The sequence below is a fragment of the Mycobacterium nebraskense genome, assembly GCF_002102255.1.
In the GTDB taxonomy this organism is placed as follows: Bacteria; Actinomycetota; Actinomycetes; order Mycobacteriales; family Mycobacteriaceae; genus Mycobacterium; species Mycobacterium nebraskense.
In genome coordinates, this window is sequence record NZ_LQPH01000076.1 from 51403 (window position 1) to 74157 (window position 22755).

General features: G+C 65.8%; 20 protein-coding genes and 1 pseudogene. 6 read left to right on the forward strand and 15 right to left on the reverse strand.

Annotation, left to right across the window (positions count from 1 at the left end; all coding sequences use genetic code 11):
• The first annotated feature begins 1 nt into the window (after nt 1).
• Nucleotides 2-1282 (forward strand): hypothetical protein, encoded by a 1281-nt coding sequence (locus tag AWC17_RS08290; RefSeq protein WP_046184770.1) that lies wholly within the window; start codon nt 2-4, stop codon nt 1280-1282.
• A gap of 1 nt (nt 1283) precedes the next feature.
• Here the strand turns inward: AWC17_RS08290 and AWC17_RS08295 are convergent, their stop codons facing one another.
• The 3 genes from AWC17_RS08295 to AWC17_RS08305 all read right to left on the reverse strand — a co-directional run bounded on the left by AWC17_RS08295 (nt 1284) and on the right by AWC17_RS08305 (nt 5104).
• The gene (locus tag AWC17_RS08295) at nt 1284-2645 is read right to left on the reverse strand and encodes an HNH endonuclease signature motif containing protein (protein ID WP_047323039.1); all 1362 of its coding nucleotides are present in this window, start codon (nt 2643-2645) and stop codon (nt 1284-1286) included.
• 172 nt (nt 2646-2817) lie between these two features.
• The gene (locus AWC17_RS08300) at nt 2818-3978 is read right to left on the reverse strand and encodes a DUF1214 domain-containing protein (RefSeq protein ID WP_046186714.1); all 1161 of its coding nucleotides are present in this window, start codon (nt 3976-3978) and stop codon (nt 2818-2820) included.
• The gene (locus AWC17_RS08305; protein ID WP_231588681.1) at nt 3968-5104 is read right to left on the reverse strand and encodes a sulfotransferase family protein; all 1137 of its coding nucleotides are present in this window, start codon (nt 5102-5104) and stop codon (nt 3968-3970) included. Before AWC17_RS08305 ends, AWC17_RS08300 begins: the two co-directional genes overlap by 11 nt.
• A gap of 201 nt (nt 5105-5305) precedes the next feature.
• Between AWC17_RS08305 and AWC17_RS08310 the strand changes: the two genes are divergently transcribed.
• The gene (locus AWC17_RS08310) at nt 5306-5911 is read left to right on the forward strand and encodes a TetR/AcrR family transcriptional regulator (protein WP_231588682.1); all 606 of its coding nucleotides are present in this window, start codon (nt 5306-5308) and stop codon (nt 5909-5911) included.
• Between the two features lie 129 nt (nt 5912-6040).
• On the opposite strand, the gene AWC17_RS08315 is transcribed toward AWC17_RS08310, so the two are convergent.
• From AWC17_RS08315 to AWC17_RS08345, 7 genes are read right to left on the reverse strand one after another with little or no spacing between them, the layout of a single operon-like run.
• Nucleotides 6041-7165 (reverse strand): M24 family metallopeptidase, encoded by a 1125-nt coding sequence (locus tag AWC17_RS08315; RefSeq protein WP_085164504.1) that lies wholly within the window; start codon nt 7163-7165, stop codon nt 6041-6043.
• Nucleotides 7155-8390: a M24 family metallopeptidase gene (locus tag AWC17_RS08320; protein ID WP_046183635.1), complete on the reverse strand. Its 1236-nt coding sequence runs from the start codon at nt 8388-8390 to the stop codon at nt 7155-7157. The genes AWC17_RS08315 and AWC17_RS08320 overlap by 11 nt, the downstream gene beginning before the upstream one ends.
• Entirely contained in the window at nt 8390-9556 is a 1167-nt protein-coding gene (locus tag AWC17_RS08325) for an amidohydrolase family protein (protein ID WP_046183642.1), read from the reverse strand. Before AWC17_RS08325 ends, AWC17_RS08320 begins: the two co-directional genes overlap by 1 nt.
• Nucleotides 9557-9575: 19 nt before the next feature.
• Entirely contained in the window at nt 9576-13085 is a 3510-nt protein-coding gene (car, locus tag AWC17_RS08330; protein WP_046183634.1) for a carboxylic acid reductase, read from the reverse strand.
• A gap of 3 nt (nt 13086-13088) precedes the next feature.
• Entirely contained in the window at nt 13089-14045 is a 957-nt protein-coding gene (locus AWC17_RS08335) for an SDR family oxidoreductase (RefSeq protein WP_046183633.1), read from the reverse strand.
• Nucleotides 14039-15262 (reverse strand): cytochrome P450, encoded by a 1224-nt coding sequence (locus AWC17_RS08340; RefSeq protein ID WP_046183632.1) that lies wholly within the window; start codon nt 15260-15262, stop codon nt 14039-14041. Before AWC17_RS08340 ends, AWC17_RS08335 begins: the two co-directional genes overlap by 7 nt.
• Before the next feature lie 40 nt (nt 15263-15302).
• Nucleotides 15303-15980: a TetR/AcrR family transcriptional regulator gene (locus tag AWC17_RS08345; RefSeq protein ID WP_046183631.1), complete on the reverse strand. Its 678-nt coding sequence runs from the start codon at nt 15978-15980 to the stop codon at nt 15303-15305.
• Between the two features lie 147 nt (nt 15981-16127).
• Between AWC17_RS08345 and AWC17_RS08350 the strand changes: the two are divergent.
• A pseudogene (locus AWC17_RS08350) lies at nt 16128-16598 on the forward strand (nitroreductase family deazaflavin-dependent oxidoreductase); the annotation flags it as partial.
• A gap of 67 nt (nt 16599-16665) precedes the next feature.
• On the opposite strand, the gene AWC17_RS08355 reads toward AWC17_RS08350, so the two are convergent.
• The 4 genes from AWC17_RS08355 to AWC17_RS08370 form a co-directional block, all read right to left on the reverse strand.
• On the reverse strand, nt 16666-17277 hold the full coding sequence (locus AWC17_RS08355) for a hypothetical protein (RefSeq protein ID WP_046183630.1): 612 nt from the start codon (nt 17275-17277) through the stop codon (nt 16666-16668).
• A gap of 18 nt (nt 17278-17295) precedes the next feature.
• Nucleotides 17296-17787 carry a DUF2231 domain-containing protein gene (locus tag AWC17_RS08360; RefSeq protein ID WP_046183629.1) on the reverse strand — a complete coding sequence of 164 codons (492 nt, stop codon included), beginning with the start codon at nt 17785-17787 and terminating at the stop codon, nt 17296-17298.
• A 30-nt stretch (nt 17788-17817) separates the two neighbouring features.
• Nucleotides 17818-18435 (reverse strand): hypothetical protein, encoded by a 618-nt coding sequence (locus tag AWC17_RS08365; protein WP_046183640.1) that lies wholly within the window; start codon nt 18433-18435, stop codon nt 17818-17820.
• Nucleotides 18436-18552: 117 nt separating this feature from the next.
• Nucleotides 18553-19362 (reverse strand): SigB/SigF/SigG family RNA polymerase sigma factor, encoded by an 810-nt coding sequence (locus tag AWC17_RS08370; protein ID WP_046183628.1) that lies wholly within the window; start codon nt 19360-19362, stop codon nt 18553-18555.
• A 643-nt stretch (nt 19363-20005) separates the two neighbouring features.
• Here AWC17_RS08370 and AWC17_RS08375 point away from each other — a divergent pair.
• The 3 genes from AWC17_RS08375 (at nt 20006) to AWC17_RS08385 (ending at nt 22254) form a co-directional block, all read left to right on the forward strand.
• The gene (locus AWC17_RS08375; protein ID WP_046183639.1) at nt 20006-20899 is read left to right on the forward strand and encodes an SDR family NAD(P)-dependent oxidoreductase; all 894 of its coding nucleotides are present in this window, start codon (nt 20006-20008) and stop codon (nt 20897-20899) included.
• 189 nt (nt 20900-21088) lie between these two features.
• The gene (locus AWC17_RS08380) at nt 21089-21874 is read left to right on the forward strand and encodes a heavy metal-binding domain-containing protein (protein WP_046183627.1); all 786 of its coding nucleotides are present in this window, start codon (nt 21089-21091) and stop codon (nt 21872-21874) included.
• Nucleotides 21874-22254, forward strand: coding sequence for a DUF5073 family protein (locus AWC17_RS08385; protein ID WP_046183626.1), 381 nt, complete (start codon nt 21874-21876; stop codon nt 22252-22254). Before AWC17_RS08380 ends, AWC17_RS08385 begins: the two co-directional genes overlap by 1 nt.
• A gap of 10 nt (nt 22255-22264) precedes the next feature.
• Here the strand turns inward: AWC17_RS08385 and AWC17_RS08390 are convergent, their stop codons facing one another.
• Entirely contained in the window at nt 22265-22738 is a 474-nt protein-coding gene (locus AWC17_RS08390) for a nuclear transport factor 2 family protein (RefSeq protein ID WP_046183625.1), read from the reverse strand.
• Nucleotides 22739-22755 lie beyond the last annotated feature (17 nt).

A 22755-nucleotide genomic window follows, 5' to 3' on the forward strand; every position in this document is an offset into this window, starting at 1 on the left:
ATTGAATTCACATTGGGCCGTCGGCGACCAGTATGGGTTGGCGTTTCCGGCCGACCCCGCGGCGCTGAAAAGCGGTGGGGCGCGTTTCCTCACCGACGCCTTTCTCGCTTCCGGAGCATTGCGGGACAACAGCATCACGCGCGTTACCGGGTTTCGGGAGGTGGCCGGCGGCAGCACGGGACGCAAGGTGATGCTCTCCGTCGAATACGCCAAGGCCGCAACGGATCTGCACACCGACTTGTTCGTCAAATTCTCGCGCGATTTCGACGACCCGGCACGTGACCGCGGAAAGACGCAAATGGAGCCGGAAGTGCGGTTCGCCGCGCTGTCTTGCGCGCCGGAATTTCCCATCGCGGTACCCCGGGCGCAGTTCGCCGACTATCACCGCCAGACGGGTACCGGAATACTTATCACCGAACGAATCCGATTTGGCGACAACGGGATCGAACGGCAATATCACAAGTGCCTCGACTACGAGATGCCCGAACCCCTCGGGCACTACCGCGCGCTGCTCACCGCGCTGGCCCAGCTTGCCGGCACCCATCGATCCGGGCGCCTCCCGGCAGAGCTGACCGCGCCCTTCCCGCTGGACGTGGCGGCCGCGACGGTGGGGGAGCGGGCACCACTGTCGGTCGATAAGCTGGAACGCCGAGTGGACCAGCTGGCCGAATTCGCCCAAAGGGACCCCGGGCTGCTTCCGGCGTGCTCACCGGAGTTCATCGCGCGCCTGCGCGCAGACGTGCCGCGGTTCGCCGACCACGAGAACACGATCGCGGGCCTACTGGCCGGCGACTCCGACTATGTCGCGCTGTGCCATTGGAACGCCAACATCGATAACGCATGGTTCTGGCGCGACACCGATGGCATTCTGCGTTGCGGCCTGATGGACTGGGGATGCGTCAGCCAGATGAATCTAGGCATGGCGATCTGGGGGGCCATGTCCGGTGCCGAAACCGAGCTGTGGGGCTCCCATCTCGACGAGCTCCTGCAGCTGTTCGTCAGCGAGTTCCATCGTTGCGGCGGAACGGAACTCGATCCGGTTCGGTTGCGTCGGCACACGTTGCTCTACGCGGCGACGATGGGGGTCGCCTGGCTGCTCGGGGTGCCGGCGTTGATTCGTAAGCGATTCGAGGCGATACCGAACAGTCGTGAGCATCCCCTCATCAGGAACGACGAGGGTGTGCGCGCGCCGCTGCAGATGCTGTCGAACTTGTTGTTCGTGTGGGAGCGGCATCGCGTCGGGGATCTGCTCGACGCCGCCCTGGCAGAGTCGACCCCGTGAGTTAGGGCTCGTCGTCGTCCCCGTCTCGGAGCAGCTTTTCGGGGTGATGAAAGGTGTTGGTGCGAGGCTGGCCGCGGTCCAGATGGGGTGGCGGGATCCATTGGGTGTCGCGTTTGGCGTTCTTGCGGGTGCTCCAGCCGCCGGGTTTGAGCAGGCGATGGTGGCTTCCGCAGGCGAAGGTGAGGTCGTTCACGTCGGTGCGACGGCACTTGGCCCAGTCGGTGACGTGATGGACCTCCGAGTAGTAGCCCGCCACAGTGCAGCCGGGCGCCGAGCACCCACGGTCCTTGGCGTACAGCACGATTCGCTGCCCGGGGGAGGCCAGGCGTTTGGTGTGATACAACGCCAACGCCTTGCCCTTGTCGAAAATCACCAAATAGTGACGCGCGTGGCGGGCCAGCCGGATCACATCGCTCATCGGCAGGATGGTGCCACCGCCGGTGAGGCCCCGGCCCGCGGCGGCCTCCAGCTCGGCCAGCGTCGTAGTGACCACGATGGAGGTCGGTAAGCCGTTGTGCTGGCCTAGTTTTCCCGAGGAAAGGAGCGCTCGCAGGCCCGCATTGAGCCCATCATGGTTGCGCTGCGCGGCACTACGGGCGTCGCGGTCTATAGCGTCCTGGCTGGGTGTGCCGTCCACAGATGGGATGTCGTCGAGAGGGTTGCACATGCCCGGTGCCGCCAGCTTGGCCAGCACGGCCTCAACGGTGGCCCGCAGTTCGGGACTGATCGTGCCGCGCAACTCCGACATGCCATCGGGGCCTTGCTTACCCAGCGTCAGGCCACGGCGACGCGCGCGGTCCTCGTCGGTGTAAATGCCATCAGGGTTGAGGCAATCGGCGATGTGATCGGCCAGTTCGGCCAATTGTTCGGGGCGGTAGTGCGCTCCGTGAGTGGCCAGGTCGGCTTCGGCAGCCTGGCGGGTAGCGAAGTCCACCCACCCGGGCAGGTGGTGGAAAAACCTGCGGATGACCGCAACCTGCCCGGCGCCAAGCGTGCCCTCCCGCTGTTTGGCGGCTGTGGCCGCCAACGCCGGTGGCAGCGGTTCGCCGGTCAGCCCGCGCAGCGGCCCCAAGTCGGCGGCTTCGCGAATGCGCCGCGACGCTTCGGCGCGGCTGATCAGCGTCGCCTCGGCGATCGCATGCGACAGCTTGCCGCCCAACTCTTCCGGGGTGGCCTGGCGGGCCAGGTTGTTGATCAGCGGATGCTCGACGGCCGACAGTCGGCGGCGCACCTTCTCGGAGCGTTCCAAAAGCGCTAACTGCTCGCGGGTGGCGAATGCCTCGCAGTCGTTGCCGACCAGAATATCCAAGGCGTCGTCGATGGTGTCGAAAGCCGCCGACACCGCCTCGGGATCTACACTCACACCGCGAAACTATCGGAGCCCACCGACAAAAAAGTCGACTCCGAGACCACTGAAGCTAAAGTGAAGCAAGTGATTTCAGTGGATGACGTCCGGATCCGAGGCCCGCCAACGGGCTGGCGGTCAACACATCGGCGCCGGGTTGACGCCAGCGCCAGGCAGGGCCCCTCGCCACCTAGAGGGCGTTCCGCTCCGCGAAGTGACGAGTCCGCGCCTCGATGGCGCGACCCCGTTCTTCCGCGCTGATCCGCTGTTCCGGTCCGAAGTGCTCGTCCAGCTCATCCGTTCGGATGACGGTCAGTGTCGGTGTTGCCGGCTGATGCGGTGTGCTAGCCCGCCAAGTCACCACGCCATTGCCATACCCACGGGCGTCAAGCCAGTTGTGCACGCCGAAATCCTCGGTCGACAGCAAGACCCGCACCCGTCCGTCGTCAACTTGGGATTGCGCGAGGTTGAGACTGGTTTGCCGAGTGTCGAAATCGATCATCTCACTCCACCGATTGGTCAAGCAGATTCCGACGTACGGCGAACCGAGAGGGATCTCGTAGTCGATCACGAGCGCTTCGCCATCCTCTAGTGCCCAAGATATGGGGACGAACCATGCACCAGCCATCGCTGAAGGAGGTTGGAGCGGGGGGATGGCGAAGTTCTTGGGCAGGGCGCCGAATACCCGCGCCGGAATGTCCTTGACCCACATAGTGAATAGCTCGCGGGACGCCACGAGGTGCGCGTCGAAGGCCGCGATCGCCTGCTTGAGCGAATCCGGCTTGACCGGATCGCCTGGGTTCAAGCACTCGATACGAATCGCGCCCTTGGCCTCATTGTCCCAGTCGCCGAATGTTTGGTAACAACAGAACGAGTCGGCTCCCGCCGGGAGCTGGAACCAGTTCGTGTCGCCCATCCTCTGGCGGCTGAAGAAGATCTCAAACGAACCGTCATCACCGACAACGAGCTCTTCGGAGAGCACCTTCACCGCTTGGGCTTGATCGTCCTTACCGGCGTAGACGCCGAAGGTCGTCTGCGCAACAGAACCCAATTTCCCGTGAACGCGGTAGTCGTGTCTGTCATCGACGCGCGCCGTCAGATACAGCGTGTCGGGATTGGAGTGGCCCCAATTCCACGATGCGTATTGGCCGTTGATGAGATTCGGCCGCGCAGGATCGCTGCGCAGTTGCAGGCCCATGTATTGGATGTGGCCGACGAGGCGTCCCAGCAAGGCCGCCGCCGCACCGTCGTCGAGATCGCCTTGGGCCAACGCGATCTCGAGCAGTTCATCGTGAAGATCTCGAAAGCGTCGCCAGGCCGCACGCAGGAGTTGCTGTGAGTCATCGGTCACGGCCGTCCTCGATTCCGTAGAAGTCGCGGTAAAACTGCAATTGCGGCCACAACTCGTCGATGTCGAGCCCGTAGTCGGCAGCCTCATAGATGTTGGGCTTGCGCTTCGCCAGGCCGCGCTCATCCATGAACCGGCTCATCTTGCGGTGGGCCTCATCGGTGAGTTCGATGCCGAAGAACTCGTAGATCTCTTGCACGCACGACATGGGGTCGCGCACCATCCGGTCCATCGGAAAGTCGATGAAACGCTTCGACTCCTGCGCGTACTGCCGACGCAACTCGACATTGCGCGTCAGCATCCTGCCGGTGCGCCAGCGCATGTAGCGGCCATGGTCGTGCCAATCGACGTCATCTTCGACCATGCCGAAAACGGTCCCGGCCAGCTTGCAGCTGGAGGCGACGATCTCTGTCGGCTCGCGGTAGGTGGTGACGAAGCGCGCGTCGGGAAAGACCGCCAGGATCTTGTCGATGTTCTCCATGTGCGGAGGTGTCTTCAGCAGCCAACTCTCCGAGGGGCGTAAGCCACCGCTTTGCATGTACTGCAACAGCAGCTTCTGCTCCTGGTAGACCCACGTGAGGTCCTGCTCGGTCAACCACCGGTCATAGGCCTGGCAGTTGAACATGACGTGGAAAGTCGCGCTGTGGAAGGCATAGGCATGGAGTAGCGCGCACTCCTGGGCCTCCCGCGCGCCAATCGGATGCGCGGCGTCGAGATCGGGGGCCAGCGACAGGGTGCGGCGGATCTGCCTGTCACTGCGCCTGATTCGCGGATCAGTACGCATGGTGGCAGGATCCAGCGGCGGATGGAGCTCATCGCATTCCCACGTGATCGGGTAGCGGAAACGGTCGTCCTGGCTCAACAAGTGATGGGTGATTGTGGTCCCCGTGCGTGGTGCGCCGACAAGAATGATCGGCTTCGCGATTACCTCGTCACGAATCTCAGGGTGCTGGCGTAGGTGCTCGGTGAACAGCAACCGCTGGCGCAACAGATTGGTGATGTGCGACGTGGCGAGTATGCGCCCAAAACCGTTGAGGCGATCCTCGCTCTCGAGCGACTCGATCAGACGGTCGAGGCCGTCTTCGAAGCGCGGATCACCAAAATCCTTCAGGCCTCTCGCGCGGCGCATGGCCCGATCCATCAATGCGTGCTTGCGCAGGGGCAGCGGATGGACACCCAGCCTACGGGCCACCCGGTAACCGGCATTCAGGACCCGGAAAGGCAGAGGCCTAGATGGTGAGTCGATCACCATGGTGAGAGAGCGCCTCCTGGGGCCCGCGCGATTGTCTACCGGCGCGCAAAACATTACGATCTGAACGTAATGGAGTCAATGAGCGAGGCTGATCAGCAACAGCGACGCGCTGGCGTGCGGTCGCAGGGACGGCCGCGGGACACCCGCATCGACGAGGCGGTGCTTGCTGCGACGATCGAACTGCTGGACGAAATCGGCTACACACGACTGACCATCCCGTTGGTCGCGGCGCGCGCCGGGGCAACCCCGCCGGCGGTCTATCGACGGTTTCCGAACAGAGTCGAATTGGTCTACGAGGCGGTGTTTCCCACGCCACCGAGTGCTGAGCTCCCGTTGACCGGCGATCCGGCGGACGTTGTTCGCACTCTGATACGAGCTACGATCGACCTGTTCAGCCGACCGGCGGTGCACACCGCGTTATCAGGCCTCATGGCCGAATTGCCCGCGGAGCCAGGCCTGTCGGCACGCTTGCTCAGCCGCCTTCAGGGCAGCACATACCTTTTGCTGCAGCGCTACCTCGACGAGGCCGCCGCCGAGGGACGCGCCGCCGACGACGTCGACGCCCGCGTATTGGTGGACATGATCGGTGGCACGGTGGTGATGGCGCTGGCCAACGAACGCGTCCTCGATGACGCCTGGGTCGAGCAGAACACCGCCCTCATCGCTAACGGGCTGGTCCGATGAACTCAGGCGAATCAGGCAATCCGCCAATGGAAATCGTCGCCTCCGCTCCGGCTCTCGAACGGTGCAAATCCATTCCGGCTGCGGGGGACCAGGCTGCCCGAGCCGACCGGTGAACTGCGTACGTCCGGTTCAGGGCCCAGACCAGCACGGGCTGATGGTCAGCACGTTCACACCACCTTCGGTGATGTGAACGGTATCCCGGCGGAATACCGCGCCGGTGCCTTCCCGCCACACATAGCCGGTGATCGCCAGCACCATGCCGGCCTCCAGCACGTCGTGTTCGCCGGCGGCCAGCAAGGTTTCGGACACCACCGGCGGATCGAAGCCCAGCCCCAACCCGTGGGCGATCGGCATCGGCGGTATCGGCTCGCCGGCCGCCTCATAGGCCCCGAGGAGGTCGGATGTCGGCGCACCGGGACGACAGGCCGCAAGCATGTTGTCGTACAACGTATTCGACCGCCCGAACAGCTTGCGGGTCTGATCGTCGACGCTATCGCCGGCCGGCCAGGTGCGGCCCACCTCCGCGACATAGCCATTCGCCAGGGCCCCGGCCGCGAATGCGACCAGGTCGCCCGCTCCCACCTCGCCCGAACCGGCGCGGCGCCACGGGCGTTCCTTTGAGGTCACCCAGGCGGCGTCCTGGGTGGCCGGCGTGCTCACCCCGCCCGCGGCCATGGCCTCCATCATCGCCCCCGCCAGCGTCCGCTCCGACACTCCCGGCGCGAATTCGGCCAGGGCGGCGGCGAGTCCGCGTTCGGCGACCCGAAGTGCGGTGTCCATCGCCTCGATTTCATCGGGTGTCTTGACGCGCCGCGCCGCGCGCATCGCGGGCTCCGCGTCGACGAGTTCGGCATTGGGGAACGCCTCGGGCAGCAATGCGGCGAAAGTGGGTGTGATCGCATCGGTTCCGACCCGCCGCGCCGTGTCGGCGCCGTCGATCTTCTTCAGCACGTCGATGAGCGTCATCGGGTTCCAGGCCAGTCCGTACAGGTGATCGTGCCCGATCTCCGCCGGGACCCCCTCGTCGTCGGTGCTGTTGAGGTAGATGTCACCGGAGGCCCGCACCACCACACACATCGGACCGAACGGCCGCGTCCCGGCTATCCACAGCTGCGGTGCACCTGTGACGTAACGAATGTTGGCTTGCCGCCCGAGCACCAGCATGTCGAGTCCGTGTGCGTCCATTTGGGCCAGCGCCCGTTCCCGACGGCCCGTCCGCAATGCGGTGGGGTCGGGCAGAACCTCAGTCGCCATAAGGGGAGTAGGGGTAGTCGGTGATCGGCAGGTAGCCGTCTTCGGTGATCACCACGATCTCCTCACTGCGATAACCGCCCGTCCCGTCCTCCCACACCACGGGTTCCAAAACCAGAACCATTCCGGGCGGGAAGACGAAGTTGTCGTCGAACTCTTCGCCGAGATCCGTTCCGATCATGGGCGCTTCGGCGGGGTAGGTGCCGATGCCGTGGCCCAGATAGAAATGCGGCAACCACGGTTTGCGGCCGCCGTTGGCGGCGATCGCCGCGCGCGCCAAATCACCGGAGGTGACACCGGCTTTGGTCACCGCGAGCACCGCATCCAGGATGGCCCGCCATTGCCGAAACTGATCCTGCTGTCGTGGCGTCGGCTGCTGCCCGACAATCCAGGTCCGGCCGAAGTCGGAGCAATACCCGGCGTAGGTGATGCTGATATCGGTCCACAGGACATCACCGGCGGCCAGTTCACGATCGGTGGGGAGCAGCGGCAGCGCAAGGTCGCCATGCGTCGTCCACACCCCCGCTTCCCGTGAAGTCGGCATCACCTGCCAGATGGCCTCCAGCATGTTGGTGGTGGCACCCAGTTCGAATGCGCGACGTACCAGCGTGGCCGACAGGTCGATCTGCCGCACCCCCGGCGCCAGGGCCCGCTGCACATCCACGATCGCTTGCTCGGTGATGCGGGCCGCGCGGCGCAGGCAGGACAGCTCATCTAGGGTCTTCACCAGTTGCGCGTCGGCGAGCACCAGCGCCGCATCCGTCGGCTCTCCCGCGGGAAACAGCTTGGCTCCGGCCCTGCGCATCGCCCCGGTCAGCTCGTCGACGGCGATGTTCGAGCCCGGCGGAACCAGCCCGGCCAGCTCGCGCGCGAATTGGTCAACGCCATGGTCGAATTCGAGGTAGACCGGGCCGTGCAGATGGTCGGCGGGCACCGGTGGCTCCGCGGACGCTCCGCCGCGGAACGGCATGAACAGGTGCGGATGTTCGTCGTCGGCGAGCACGACCGCGACCGGGCGCTCCACGTGCGAGAGGCCCGCGTCCACGAGTGGCCAGCTCGCACCCGTCGCGTATCCGACGTAGCCGTTCATCAACAGGATCAGCGCGTCGACGCCGTGGTCGGCCATCGCGGACCGCAGGCGCGCCCCGGTCTCCGAACGCATGCGGGCCCGGTCCGGTTCATCGGGTATGTCGATCACCGAGCCGTGGGCGGTGAATGAATTGGTCATCAGAGACCCAGGAAGTTTCTGATGTTCCCACTGACGACGCGGACGGCGTCCTCGGGGCCGACGGCGTCAACCACCGCGGCCAGCGACCGCTCCGAATAGCCGTAGGTGCTTTCGTTGTGCGGGTAGTCGGAGGACCACATCACCTTGTCGATTCCTATTTCGTCGATCTGGGCGAGGCCGAGGCCGTCCACCATGAACGAGGCGCACATGTGGGTGTCCCAGTAATAGCGGATGTCGTGTTCGGGCTGGTGCGCGAGCATGTGCCGATACGAGGCCAGTACGTGCTCGGCGTCTTGCAAAGCCGGTGGGACCCAGGCGATACCACCTTCGAACCAACCGACCCGCAGCCCTGGATGACGGTCGAGGATGCCGCCGAAGACATACTTGGAGAACATTTCCCGGAACGAGTCGATGTTGACCATCATGGCCACCGCGACGCTGTTGACCTCGCTCGGAATCTTCGGCTGGCTCTCCCCGATGTGGTGGGCAACGGGCAGCCCGGCGTCCTCGATTTCGTCCCACACCGCGTCCATCGCGGCGCCGGAGAAGTCAATCGCGTGGCCGTTGTCGTCGTTGCCGGGGCTTATCGGCATCAGAAACGTTTTGAGCCCCAGCGATTTGAGCTCGGTCAGCGTGCGCCGGGCTCCGCGCGGATCCCACCAGTTGATCAAGCCGACCCCGTAGCAACGGCCGTCGGACCGCTCCTGCACGGCGGCGATGTGTTCGTTGTAGATGCGGAAGATGCGCTCGCGCAGGTCCTTGTCGGGATAGTGGAACAGGGCCAACACGGCGTTGGGAAACACCAATTCCTTGTCGACGCCGTCTTCCGCGAGCTCGCGCACCCGGGCGTCGATGTTGTTGCTGACCGCGCCGGCAAGGTCGTCGTATTGCATGAGCACCGCGCTGAAATCGCCGACCACCATCGACTGCCCCGGCCGGCCGAGCAGGTAGGCGCCGTCCTCGTACCAGATTCGCGGCGCGTAATCCTTCAGGTCGTCGGGGAAGTGCTCGTAGAAGATGTCGTCGGCCACCGAGATGTGATTGTCGGCGGAGAACACCTCGGTGCCGACTGGCAGCCCGGTACTGAATTCCGAAGCATGACCGCGGCGGTCCTTGGGCGCACCGATCACACCCTCGGGGTAAAGGGTGCGAGCTTGAAGTGACATCATCGTCCCTTTCTTCGTGCTACCTGGATAGCAGACCGATGCGTTCCAGGCCGGCAAGGTATTTGTCGATCAACTCCTGAGACAGATGGGGGATCGCACGACCGGCGTCGCGGACCGCGGTTTGGAACCGCTCTCCGGGCACAGGTGAACCCGCGACGGCCGCCATGGGTTCACGGTAGACGTCCAACACGGTCAACACGGAGTGCGCGCGCTGACGTTCGGGCAGTGCGCGCATCGCGGTTTCGAACCGGGTCAGCCACGCCGCGTACTCGTCGATCCGTTCGATCGGGTGGCCCGCGGCGACGATCCAGTCGACGAAGGTGTCCAGGGAGATGCCGTCGTCGTGGGGGTTGGTGGTGTTGTAGGTGTCGAAACCGCCACCGTGTTGTGGGCCGATGGCCGCGATCGCGTCGGCCAGGAAGTCGACCGGCAGGCCCTCGTAGTGGGGACGTGTGCCGTCACCGCCGTAGAACGACCGCGGGGCCACGCCGGTGGCGACCAGGCTGAACACCAGGCGGGTGAAGATGTCGGGCAGGTTGAGCTGCCCGGTGTAGCGGCTATCGGCGAGGATCATCCCGGGCCGGAACACCGCGACGGGCAGTCCGCACAGATCGTGCGCCTCGCGCATCAGCACCTCGCCGGCCCATTTGCTGATCCCATAGCCGTTGGCGTAACCGTCGTTGACGACGCAGGCAGGCACCGCGCGGCGGATGTCGGTGTCCTCGTCGACGAGCTGATGCGCCACGGCGCTCACGCCCATCGTGGAGACGTAGTGAATCGGCTTGAGCCGGGCGGTGATTGCCAGTCGGATCACTTCGGCCGTGCCCACTACGTTGGGCGCGAACAGCTGGCGATAGGGCAGGACGTGGTTGACGTGGGCGGCCGGGTGGACCACGAGGTCAACGGTGCGGGCCAGCCGCTGCCAGGTCGTGTCGTCCAGGCCGAGGTTGGGCTCGCCGATATCCCCGGCCAGCACCTCGAGATGCCCGTTGGCCAGGGCGCGGAAGCGGTCCAGCAATGCGGCATCAGAACCCAATGCCGCCTCGATCCGCTGCCGGGCCTGCGTGGCGTCGGCGCCCCGCGCCAGGCATACCAGGGTGCCGCCCGAATCGGCGAGTCCCTGAAGCCATTCCATGCCGACGAAGCGGCCAAGGAATCCCGTTGCGCCGGTGAGCAAGACGGTGCGGATCTCGGCCGTGGGCAGCGGCAGCAGCATTGCGGATTTCAGCACGTCGTCGTCGATGAACTTGTCCAGGGTCAGCTCCCCGGCGTGCACCTCACTGTCGCCCCTGGTGTGCACCGATGCGTACGTCGGCCGCAGGCCGTCCGCGGCGCGATGGCGTTCGATGTGGTCGGCGACGCTGAGCAGGTCGCCGGTCGGATCGATCACCACACCCACCGGAACTTCGACGTCGTAGATGTCGGCGAGCAGGGTGGAGAAGGTCAATGCCGACAGCGAATCGCCGCCCAGATCGATGAAACGCGCCTCGGGGGACACGTCGGCCGCCGGCGCGCCGAGCGTGGCCTGCACGGCCTTGGTGACGGTGGCCAGCACCGGCTGATCGGCGCCCCCGGTGCGTAACGCGCGAAGCCGGCTGAGTTGGTCGTCGGCCATCGTCGCGTACAGCTGTTCGAGCTGATCGCCGTAGCGCTCTTTGAGCTTGGGCCGCAGGAACTTTCCAACGCCTGATAACAGGCCGTTGGCCAGGCTGAAAGGTTCCGATTCGATGAGGAAGTCGCGCGGGATCTCATAGCCGTTGAGCTGGTTGTCGCGGGCGATCTGACGCAGCGACTGGGCGATCGCCGCCGCACGCACACCGTCGTCGGTGGGTACGACCACCGCGAGCAGGAACGAGCGCGCGCTGTTGCCGTAGATGTAGATCTGATGGATCAGGGGGCTGGTCGAATACAGCGCCTCCAGCCGGGATACGGCAACGAATTCGCCCTGCGCGAGCTTGATCACGTTGTTGCGCCGATCGACGTAGCGCAGGCGGTCCGGGCCGACCTCGGCCATGATGTCGCCGGTTTTGTAGTAGCCGTCCGCGTCGAACATCGTGGCTGTCAGATCGGGCCGGTTGTAGTAACCCGCCATGAACCGGGCCGACTTCACTGCCAATTCCCCTCGCGGATAAGGCTTGTCGGTGTTGAAGTAGCCGAGCTCGGGAACATCGAGAAGTTTGTAGTCGATGACCGGCGGCCGCAGCACGTGCTCGTCGGCCACGATCATCCCGCCCGCGATTTCGGTGGACGAATAGCCGATCAGCAGATGCTGGTCGAGCACCTCTTCCATGAACTCCTTGATCTCCGGGGACAGGGCCGCCGATCCGCAGCCCACGGCCAGCACGCGCCCGCCCAGGATCTGCTCGCGGATGGCCGTGGTGATCTGCCCGCCGACGCCCTCGGGATCAGCGCCGGCCAATACGTGGCGGTCCAGCTCGCGCTGATAGTGGTGATAGAACATCTCGCACACCCGCGGCACCAGGCTCAGCGACGTGGGCCGCACCGACGCCAGGTCCTCGAAGAGCGTCGAAAGGTCGCTCCTGGCGGCGAAATAACTCGTGCCGCCGTTGGCCAGGGTCAAGATGACGTAGCCGTAGCCGATCAAGTGGCTCATCGGCATGTAGCTCAACGTGATGACCGCCTGATCGGACTGTGCGAGCCAGGTTCCGATGCACAGGCTTTCGGTGAACATCGCGCCTTTTGGTGTGCCGGTGCTGCCCGACGTGTAGAACACCCAGGCAAGCGGGTCTTCGCCGTCGGCGGCCACGTGCATGGGCGCGGGCGGCAGCGTGGCGCCGCGGGTGACGACGTCGTCGAAAGTTTCGATGGTCAGCGGCGCGCCCACCGCGGCCAGCCGCGCCTGCGCCGCCTCGTAGATGGCGCGTTGGTCGTCGTCGCGGGGCTCGTAATCGAAGACGATCAGGCGGCCCGGAACGGTGCCGGCTTCCGCTAAGACTGCTTCCAAGCCCGTCGCCAGGTTGTCGATGCCCACGGCGAGAATGCGCGGCTGCGTTTCGGCGAGGATCGGCGCATGTTGGCTGGCCGGGGCGCTGGTCTGCAGGGGAACGACCACCGCGCCCAGGTAAATGCAGGCGCATTCGATGGCCGTGTAGTCGATGCTGGCGAAGCCGAGCACGCACACGAAATCCCCGGCTCGCACCGGATGCCGTTCGTGCCGGTGCCAATCGGCGGCCGTCGCCTGCACGCGCGCCCACAGGTTTGCGTAGCTCATGGTCTCGAATCGCGGCAAGAGATGCAGGGCCGAGCGTCCGGTGGTGAGATCGGTGATGATCTCGCGGGCACGCTGTCCCAGCGCCGGGCGGCTCGCGTAACCCTGGAACACCGTCGCCATCACCTCGGCGATCCGCAGCCCGGGGGCGCGTGCCGCCGCGGCGACGTCGTCGTCGGGTCGGGTGTCCCGGAATTGCTGGTCGACGGCGTACAACTGCTCACGCCGACGTGCCAACCGCTCCCATTGGTCCTGCTGGGCACCGGGATCCTGGACACCGGCTCGACCGACAAACGGCATCTTTCACCTCTCCCCGTCGGGATATGTGACGCCGGTGAGTTGTTCGGAGAGCTGCCACAGCTGTCTCACATCGGGCTCGCTGCGCGCTGGCCCGGGAACCCCGGCGAAAGTCACTCCGCCCCTGACGGTTTCGTAGAAGCCGCGCGGGCCATAGTATTTGGCGCCCTGCGCGTCCGGTGACACCGCGGCGTAGAGAGTCGGCTTGATGCCTTCATCGATGTCGAGCCACATGAACGGCAGCACCCGCCACGTCAATCGGGTGAACCGCGCCTGCAACGTCGGCCGGGTCCGGCCATAGGAGGCGCCGCTGAGCAAGTTGGTCTTGGTCAAGCCGGGGTGGGCGGCGTTGGACATTAACCCCCAACCGCCAAGGCGACTGCGCCGGTCCAGTTCGACGGCGAACATCAGCTGCGCCAGCTTGGCCAACCCGTAGGAGCGCATCGGGCGGTAGCCGTGCTCCGCGTTGGGATCGTCGAAGGTGAGATTGCGCTGGGTCGCCGCCAGGCTGCTGACGGTCACCACCCGCGCGGACCGCGCTGCGCGTAGCAGCGGAAGCAGGTGCCGGGTCAACGCGAAGTGCCCCAAATGGTTGGTGCCGAACTGCAATTCAAAGCCGTCGTGGGTCTCCTGTCGTTGCGGCGGCGTCATGATGCCGGCGTTGTTGATCAGGATGTCGATCGGGCGGCCCTCGGCGGCCAGCTCTTCACCCAGCGCCGCCACGCTTTTCAGCGACGACAGGTCCAAGTGTCTGATGGTCAGCTTGGCCGCGGGCACGTCACGGCGGATCGCGGCGATCGCTTCTTCGCCCTTGGCCTTATCGCGGATCGCCATGACCACGTCGGCGCCCGCCGCGGACAGCCTCTTCGCCAAACCGAATCCCAAGCCGCTATTGGCCCCGGTCACGACGGCGAAACCGCCGCGCAGGTCCGGCACGCGCAGGCTCAGATCAGGCTTCACCATGTCACTGGGAGCTCATACAGGCCGTACGCCAGCGCGTCGTGTTTGAACGGCAGCTCTTCCACCGGCACCGCGAGCTGCAGGGTCGGGACGCGGCGCAGCAAGGTGGGCAAGACGATCTGCAGCTCCATCCGGGCCAGCTGCTGGCCGACGCACTGGTGGCGACCGTAGCCGAACCCGACGTGTGCGCCGTCCTCCCGGCGCAGGTCGAGCCGGTCCGGGTCGGGGAATTGCCGGGCATCCCAGTTCGCCGGCGCCACGTCGAGGATGATGCCCTCGCCCGCGCGGATCGTCTCGCCGCCCACCGCGATGTCCTCAACGGCGATGCGGCGCTGCCCGGTCTGAATGATGCTGAGGTAGCGCATCAATTCCTCGACCGCGACGGCGATCACCTTCGGATCGTCGGTGTCGCGCATCAGCGCCGACTGGTCGGGGTGGTCGAGCAGGGCCGCGATGCTCAGACTGATCATGTTGGCGGTGGTCTCATGCCCGGCGATGAGCACACCGGTGGCCAGCTGCGCGGCTTCGCGCACGCTGAGCTCTTCGGCATTGACCCGCTCGGCTAGGTCGGACACCAAATCTTCCGACGGGTCTTGCATTTTGGCCCGCACCAAGTTGGCCAGGTACTTCGCCAACGACGCGGCGCCTTGCGCAGTGTCCTCCTCGGTGGCATAGCGGCCCATGCCCCGCTGGGCCTGGGTCTGGAAGAAATCCGCGTCCTCATATGGCACGCCCAACAACTGACTGATAACCAACGAGGGGACGGGCAGCGCCAACGTGCTGACGATGTCGCCCGGCTTGGGGCCGGCCAGCAACGCGTCGATGTGATCGTCGGTGATCTGCTGTACCGCGGGCCGCAGCGCCTCAACCCGCTTGAACGTGAACGGCTTTGACAGCATCCGGCGGAATCGGGTGTGCTCTTCGGCGTCGGAGGTGAACACCGAACGCGGACGCTTGTGTACCGTCGCCAGCATTCCCTCGTTCCAATGCGGATACCCCGGCAGCCGGTCGTCGACGCTGGCGCGCGAGTCGGTGAACAACGCCCGGATCGCCTCATAGCCGTGGATCAGCCACGGCGTGCTGTCGTCCCAGATCCGGACCCGGCTCAGCTGCTTGTCGGCGTTGAGCTCCAACACCTTTGGCGGCGGGGCGAACGGGCAACCCGGCGCCCGCGACATCGGGAACTCCGGGATATCGGTGGCGGTCGAGACGTCGGTCATCGTTCTCCTCGGTTGGGGGCCTGTTCTGGTCTTCGGTGGACTAGCCGCCTGCCGCACCCACGTGGACCGGTGCGCGCCACAGGCCGACGATCGCGTCGATGAGGCCTTCGCCGGCGACCGGCCAGGCCGAACGCGCACGCGGTCCGTGCTCGGCCAGTGCGCTTTCGTGCTCGGCGCAGGTGTGCATCAGCAGGTTGCGCACCATGACCATCCGTTCGGAACGCACCCGCCTGGGCAGGTCGGGAAGGCAGCGGTTGATGCCGTCGATGGTCCGCACGAGCAGCGGCGACGCGAGCGCGTCTTTGGTGACGACGTGGCGGTAGGTGGGATCGGCCATGGCTTGGGCGGCGAACCGGGCATACCAGCTGGGCGTGCCCAGCGCGTGCAGGTGGTCGGTGAGTGGCCGCACCAACGCGCCTACCCAGTCGCGCAGGTCGGTCGATTCGTCGACGGCGGTCAGCATCTGCGCCCGCAATTCCTCGATTGGCTCCCGATGCTTGCTTTCGATCGCTCGAAGCAGGTCGGTCCTCGTCCCGAAGTGGTAGCAAGCCGCGGCGTTGTTGCCCTGTCCGGCCGCCTCGCTTATCTGCCGGTTCGAAACGGCATACATGCCGCGTTCGGCGAACAGCACTTCCGCGGCCGACAGGATCGCCTCCCGGGTGCCTGTCGACCTGTCGGAGCGGGCGATACGCTCGGCGGTCATCGCCTCAGTGAACACTGGCGACCTGATTAAATCAAGCAGTTTATTTAAGGGCGCGGCGCCCGTCGCGATGCCGTCAGCGGCCGCCCCCGAATCCCCGGCCCGTCAAGGTGATTTCATCGCTTCGACGCCCGGGCCGCGGCGCCCCGGGAATACAGTCTTCGTATGAATCCGCTTCAGCGGGTGGCTCGCAATCCGGCGGCCTACCGCCGGCTCGTCCTGAATGGGCGGCCGGTCGCGGAGAATATCGAGGCGCTGCTGCGGTTCGCGACGGGTGGGCGGCTCGGCGTTTTGGACCTCGCCGGGCTGCCGAACGTGCGGATCACGACGCCGGGTCGCAAAACGGGTCTTGCCCGCACGGCGACGGTGCAATACGTCCCGGTCGAGAACGGGCTGCTGCTGGTCGGCTCGAACTGGGGCCGGGATCGCCACCCGTCGTGGTCGGCGAATCTGAAAGCTGCCCAACGGGTTACCGTCCGAAGGCGCGGCCACCGCTTCGTCGCAACGGTGCGGTTGCTCATGGGCGAGGAGCGCGACGAAGCATGGTCCACGCTGCTGGCGCACTGGCCGAACTATCAGGTCGCCCAAGATCGCGCGGGACGTCGGCAATTCCGGCTGTTTCTGCTCACGCCGACCTCGTTGGCGTCGCACCGAGGACAAGCGATTCTGGCCATGGCGCAGCCATGGCGAGCGAAACCCGCGCCTACCCGGCGAGCCCCTTCTTGATGGCCGCATCTTGCTTCTGGCCGACATCGGTGACGAAGTCCGGTGGCACGAGGGCGTCGGGCGGCCCGTCGAATTCGATCTCGACGAAGGCCCTGCCCTCGGTAAACAGCAGAACGGTCACCCCCTTTGCGCCGTCGGGAGAGGGCCCCGAGATCGTCGTTCCGCCAGTGCCGATCGCGATCGGTTCCGGCACTCCGTGGACGTAACCGTCGTGTGTCGCCTTCGCTGATTCCAGCGCGCTGAGCGCGGCGGCAGCATCCGGTAGAACCTGGATGCTCTCGACGATCACATGCGTGCGGCCCTGGTTACTGAACGTGGTGGTGGCGCCCGGTTGGCCGTTCGGGTTGTTGATGGGTGGGTCGGCGGTGAAGCTCTCGGGCGCGTTGATGTCGCTCGCCTGGATCAGCAGTTTGGTGTAGTCCGTCGGCTGCGCGGGTGCAGACGTCGAGGCCGAGCTGCTCGCAGAACTCGAGGCGGATCGCGGCGTCGATGGCGAGGACTTGGATCCGCCGGCGCAGCCGACCACCGATGTGGCGGCCAGCGTTACCGCTACCGCCGGCGCAGCGGCCCGCGCCAGAGAAATCTTCATGGCTCCGCGCCTCAAACGCTAGCCCGGGTTGGATTTTTTCAGGCGTGCGATCTCCTCGCCCCAAACCGATTGTGCGCCAGCATCACCCACGCGGTAAATCTGGACCATCGAAGCGGTGCCGACGGCGAGCGCGAGTATCGCGACGATTCCCCGGGTGGCCATGCGGCCTTTGTCCGACCGGCGTTCGATCACGCGCAGCGCCACGAGGACCAGCGCGACCGCCAGCAGTGCAGCGGAAAAGTAGACCATCGTGCTGCCTCGGGAGGCGTGCTCCTGCAAGATGGGGCTGGGTTTGGCCCTCAGGTCGTAAAGCCATGCCCCGGCGTTAATAGTGATCGGCGTCAAGACCATATTGCCGGCGGCCAGTATCACCGTGAGCCACAACAGCCGGCCCCGCCGCGCCGCCGGCCACAGACCGCACACGATCACCAGCAGGGCGGTCAGCGGCACGAGCACCAACACGAGGTGCAGCAGCAGGACGTGCGCCGGCATCCCGTTGACGATGGTCATTTGACTCCTTGGTGGGCGGTCAGTTCGCGCTCAGCCGCCGAGCCCCTTCTTGATGGCCGCATCTTGTTTCTGGCCCACGTCGTTGACGAAATCCGCGGGGGCCAGCGTGTCGGGCGGCCCGTCAAACTCCAGCGTGACGAAGGCCTTGCCCTCGGTGAACAGGAGTATCGTCACGCCCTTGCTCTTGTCCGGAGAGTTGCCCAACAACGTCGTTGCGCCCGTGCCCACGTTGGCAGGTTGCGTCGTCGGGTTCTTGATCACGTCATCCTGGGCGCCCTTGGCCGCGTTCAGCGCGTTCGTGGCGGCGCCGGGGTCCGCGAACACCTGGATGGTGTCCTTGATGACGTGGCTGCCGTCCTCGTCTTTGAACGTCGTCGCGACGCCGGGTTGGCCGTTCGGGTTGCTGATCGGTGGCGTGGCCGTGAACGGTATCGGCGCGTTGATGTCGCTCGCCTGGATCAACAGTCCGGTGTACTCGCTCGGCTGTGCGGGCGCCGACGAGGTCGGTGCCGAGCTGTGGGCGCTGGTCGCCGAGCTGGACGACCCCGGCTTCGATGTCGATGACGTCGGATTTTTGCTGCTGCACCCCGCTACCGCCACCGCGGTCGTCGCCGCGACGACCGCGGCCACTGTCCGTGAAGTCCTCATCCTCGAGCTCCCTTCCAGGCTGCCTTCGGCGCCACAGTCGAGTTCGTTCCCGAGTCGCACAGTACATTGCGGCAAGGCGCCGACGTGGCGCCGAAGCGCCCTGAGGGCTTTGAAGGGCTACTCCAGTTGGTCGCGCAGGCAGCGCAGGGTGCTGGCCAGGATGCGGGAGACCTGCATCTGCGACACCCCGATGCGCTCGGCGATCTGGCTCTGCGTCATCGATTCGAAGAACCGCATGCGCAAGACCTCGCGTTCGCGCCCTGGGAGGGCGGCAACCAGGACGCGCAGGGCTTCACGGTTGGTGATGTGCTCGATCTGCGGATCAAGGCCGCCGACCGCATCAGCGACCAGTCGGGGCGTGCCCGAGCTGTCGGCGCCCACCGGCGCGTCCAGGGAATCCAGCCGGTAGGCGTCGCCCGCCACGAGGCATTCGACGATTTCCTCATGGGGGACTTCCAGCGCTTTTGACAGTTCGGCCGCGGTGGGCGCACGCCCCAGCTTCTGGGCCAGATCGCCGGTCGTCCTGCTGATCTGTACGTGCAATTCACGCAACCGCCGCGGGACCCGCATACCCCAGCTGTGATCGCGGAAGTAACGCCGAACCTCGCCCATCATGGTCGGGACCGCGAAGCCGATGAAGCTGGGCCCCTTGGCGGGATCGAACCGGTTGATGGCGTTCATCAGTCCCAGGCGCGCCACCTGGACGAGATCGTCGAGACCTTCGCCGCGGCGCGCGAAATGGCTGGCCACATGGTCGGCCAGGGGCAGGCATCGGGCCACGATCCGTTCGCGCTGGCGGCTGTACTCGTGCGACTCGGCCGGCATCTGGCGCAGCGCCACGAACATTTCGACCACGTCGTCGTAGGAATCGTCAGCTTTGCTGTCGCGGCACCGAGCCGGACGGGTGGGAGCGACTACATCGGTCATAGGCACACGTGCCCGGTCTCGGCGCGGCTGACCCTGAAAACTTTGATGCAAAGACATTTCTGCATTGCTGACTCACTCCTCTGAGTCGTGCGCAGCGAGACGTGGCGGCTATGCGCGCAGTCGCCTCTCTGCATCTGTATCCGCAGGACCGGTCGGTTGTCGAACGCGCGGGCTACCGACGGGAGATGACTCAGGAGTTTGTCGCCGGAGCCATATCAAGCTCAGTAGCCATGCGGCTGACTGGCCGCTTTTAGCTAAACGGCGGACACGTCCATAACGGACTTCAGTGGCGACTATACGCCTCATCGCATTCGCCCGCGATCGCTCATCGCAAGCCGGGCTCGACTCTGTCGTAAGAGATTCCAACCCGAACGACCGGCATGGCAGCAAACCGCTGGTCGGCCGCAACATGCGCGGCGCTCGCCGGTACCCGGCGTCGCCGCGTCACGGCGGATTGCGGTCCCGGCTCCGGGCGCTGCTCCTGCCCCCTGCTTGTTCGCCGGTCGGAGAAGTGCCGACTGCGGTTCTCATTTGTGTGCCGGCTGGGTACTGTTCGCCTAATGTTCGTGACCGATCTCCCGCGACATGCACTCGATCTATTCCGAGAGCAGTTCGCTCCCAACGTATTACGGTGTCCGTGGCGGTGAACGGGAGCGGGCGCCTGCTGGATGGGCGCGGCGTGGTGGTGGCCGGCGGCAGTCGTGGAATCGGGCGGGCGGTCGCCGAACTACTCTGCGGCCTGGGCGCCGGCGTGGTCGTCAACGGGCGCGACGCTGACGCCGTCGAGGAGACTGTCGCCGCCATCACAGCGTCGGGCGGACAGGCCAGCGCGGTGGTCGGACCCGCGGACCAGGAGCGTGTCGCCGGCGTCCTGATCGACGACTGCGTGCGCACGTACGGACGGCTCGACGCCCTGGTCAACTGCGCCGGTATCGCCGAGCCGCCCGGCTCCTCGATTTTGAACATCTCGCCGGAAGACTTCGACCGCCTGATGAGCGCCCACCTCGGCACGGCGTTCCACACCTGCCGGGCGGCGGCCCGGGTCATGGTCGCGCAGGGGCACGGTGCCATCGTCAACACGAGCTCGGTGGCATTTTTGGGCGACTACGGCGGCACCGGTTATCCCGCGGGCAAGGGCGCGGTGAACGCCCTGACCATGGCCATCGCCGCCGAACTGAAGGCCCACGGCGTACGGGCCAACGTGGTGTGCCCCGGTGCCCGGACGCGCCTGTCCACGGGCGCCGAATACGAAGAACACATCGAGGACCTGCACCGTCGCGGCTTGCTGGACGAAGTGACCATGCGGGCCTCACTGGACAGCGCCCCGCCCGCCTTCGTGGCCCCGATCTACGCCTATCTCGTGAGCGACTTGGCGCAGGCCGTGACGGGCCAGATCCTCGTTGCCGCAGGCGGATTCGTCGGTAGGTTCGACCGGCCGACGCCGCGGCTGCTGGGCTATCGCGACCACCATGACGCCGAACCCTGGTCGGTCGGCGATTTGCACAAGATGATCGGCGCACCGCAAGCCGCGCGCTGAAGCGACCCGGAACGGGCGGCGGCAGCAAAGTCATCGACGCTTGGCACGACCGTGCGTGCACGAGCCGGGCCCGGCGCCCCCGACCACCGGTATTTCGCCACGGGTCCACCAGAAAGTCGCACTTTATGCGTGTGCGACGAGGTCCCGCGGCCTACGCTGTCCTGCGAACCGCAGGAGGATGTTTTGACGATGCAACCGAACCCACTCGACCCAGTCGCCAGCGAACGGCTGTCGCATGCAGGCAAAGTGTTCACCTCCGATCTGTCGATCAACGAATTCGCCTTGCTGCATGGGGCCGGGTTTGAGCCGATCGAACTCGTGATGGGCGTGTCGGTCTACCACGTCGGTTATCAGTTCACCGGGATCCGGCAACAATCCGAACTGCCCGTGCTCACGGACGCGACCTACCGGGCGCGCTGGAATGCGATGTCGCGGATGCAGGCGGAGGCCGATTCGCTGGGCGCGGACGGCGTGGTCGGCGTCCGTCTCGAATGGCGTCATCAGGGCGAGGGCGAGCATCTGGAGTTCATCGCGGTCGGCACCGCGGTGCGATACACGGAGAAGCCCGGCGCCTATCGGCGCCCCAACGGCCAGGCGTTCACGAGTCACCTGTCCGGGCAGGATCTGACGACCCTGCTGCGATCGGGATTCGTCCCGGTGGCGTTCGTGATGGGCAACTGCGTGTTTCACGTTGCCGTGCAAGGGTTCCTGCGCACGCTCGGCCAGGTGGGACGCAATGCCGAGATGCCCCAATGGACGCAAGGGAGCTACCAGGCCCGGGAGCTTGCGATGTCACGCATGCAGAGTGAAGCCGAGCGCGACGGCGGAACCGGTGTCGTCGGAGTGCATTTCGCCATCTCGAACTATGCGTGGGGGCATCACACCGTCGAGTTTTATGTGGCCGGAACCGCGGTGCGTCGCGGCGGCGAGGCGCAAACGCTGACACCGTCGTTCGTCCTGCCCATGAGCGATTGATGACGAGCCTCGATCATGAGCGGGTCGGCCAGGCGGTCGGAACGGCTTTGGCGGGTCCAGGGGGAGTCGGGCTGGTGCTCAGGGTCTTCTGCGGGGTTCCGGGAGTGGTTCTCGTTCCCGCGCGGCGCGGCTTCTTCCGGTCGCAGCCGGAGCGGGTGCAGATCGGCGACTGGCGCTATGAAGTCACCGCCGATGGCCGCCTGAGCGCCGCCCATTTGGTGAACGGCATCGTCCTGGCCGAGGAGGTTCTCGCCGCCGGCGCCGTCGGACCGCACATCGCTCGCGCGCTCGGGCAGCTGGTGCGCAGTTACGGTCCGACGATCATCCCCAACATCGATGCGGCCCTCGAGGTCCTCGACGCCGGCGCCGGACCACGCTGATGTCGCGCGTTCACTCGGTGCCCGGTTGTGTTTGATCGATGCCGACCACCCACCGACTGAACCGCCAGCTGCCGTCCTGTTTGACCGCGGTGAAGTCGTAACAACCGGTCAGGTCGGCAGTGGGCGGACCACCGCCCTTGATGGCGAAGATCTGGACATAGCAGTGTCCGGTCGCTTCGTCGGCGCCTTGGCTGGAGAACCAGAACGAGTTCAGCGCGTGGCGGCGTTGATTGTTCTCGGCCTCGAACGCTGCCTTCCTGGCCGCGAGCAGGCTCATGACCGTTTCGATGTCGGCTGACAGCGGTTGGCCCTCGTGCAGCAGGACGAGTTCCGGTGACTCGGTGAACAACATGCGGAAATCGTCGAGCCGGTTGTGGTCATAGGTGTAGGCGTAGGCGCCGAACAAGTTGATGATCGCCAGCCGATCGGCGACGTCGAAGGACGTACTTCCGACGCCCTGGATCGGATGCCCGTCAACGGCCACGTGGCTCAGTCTAGGTG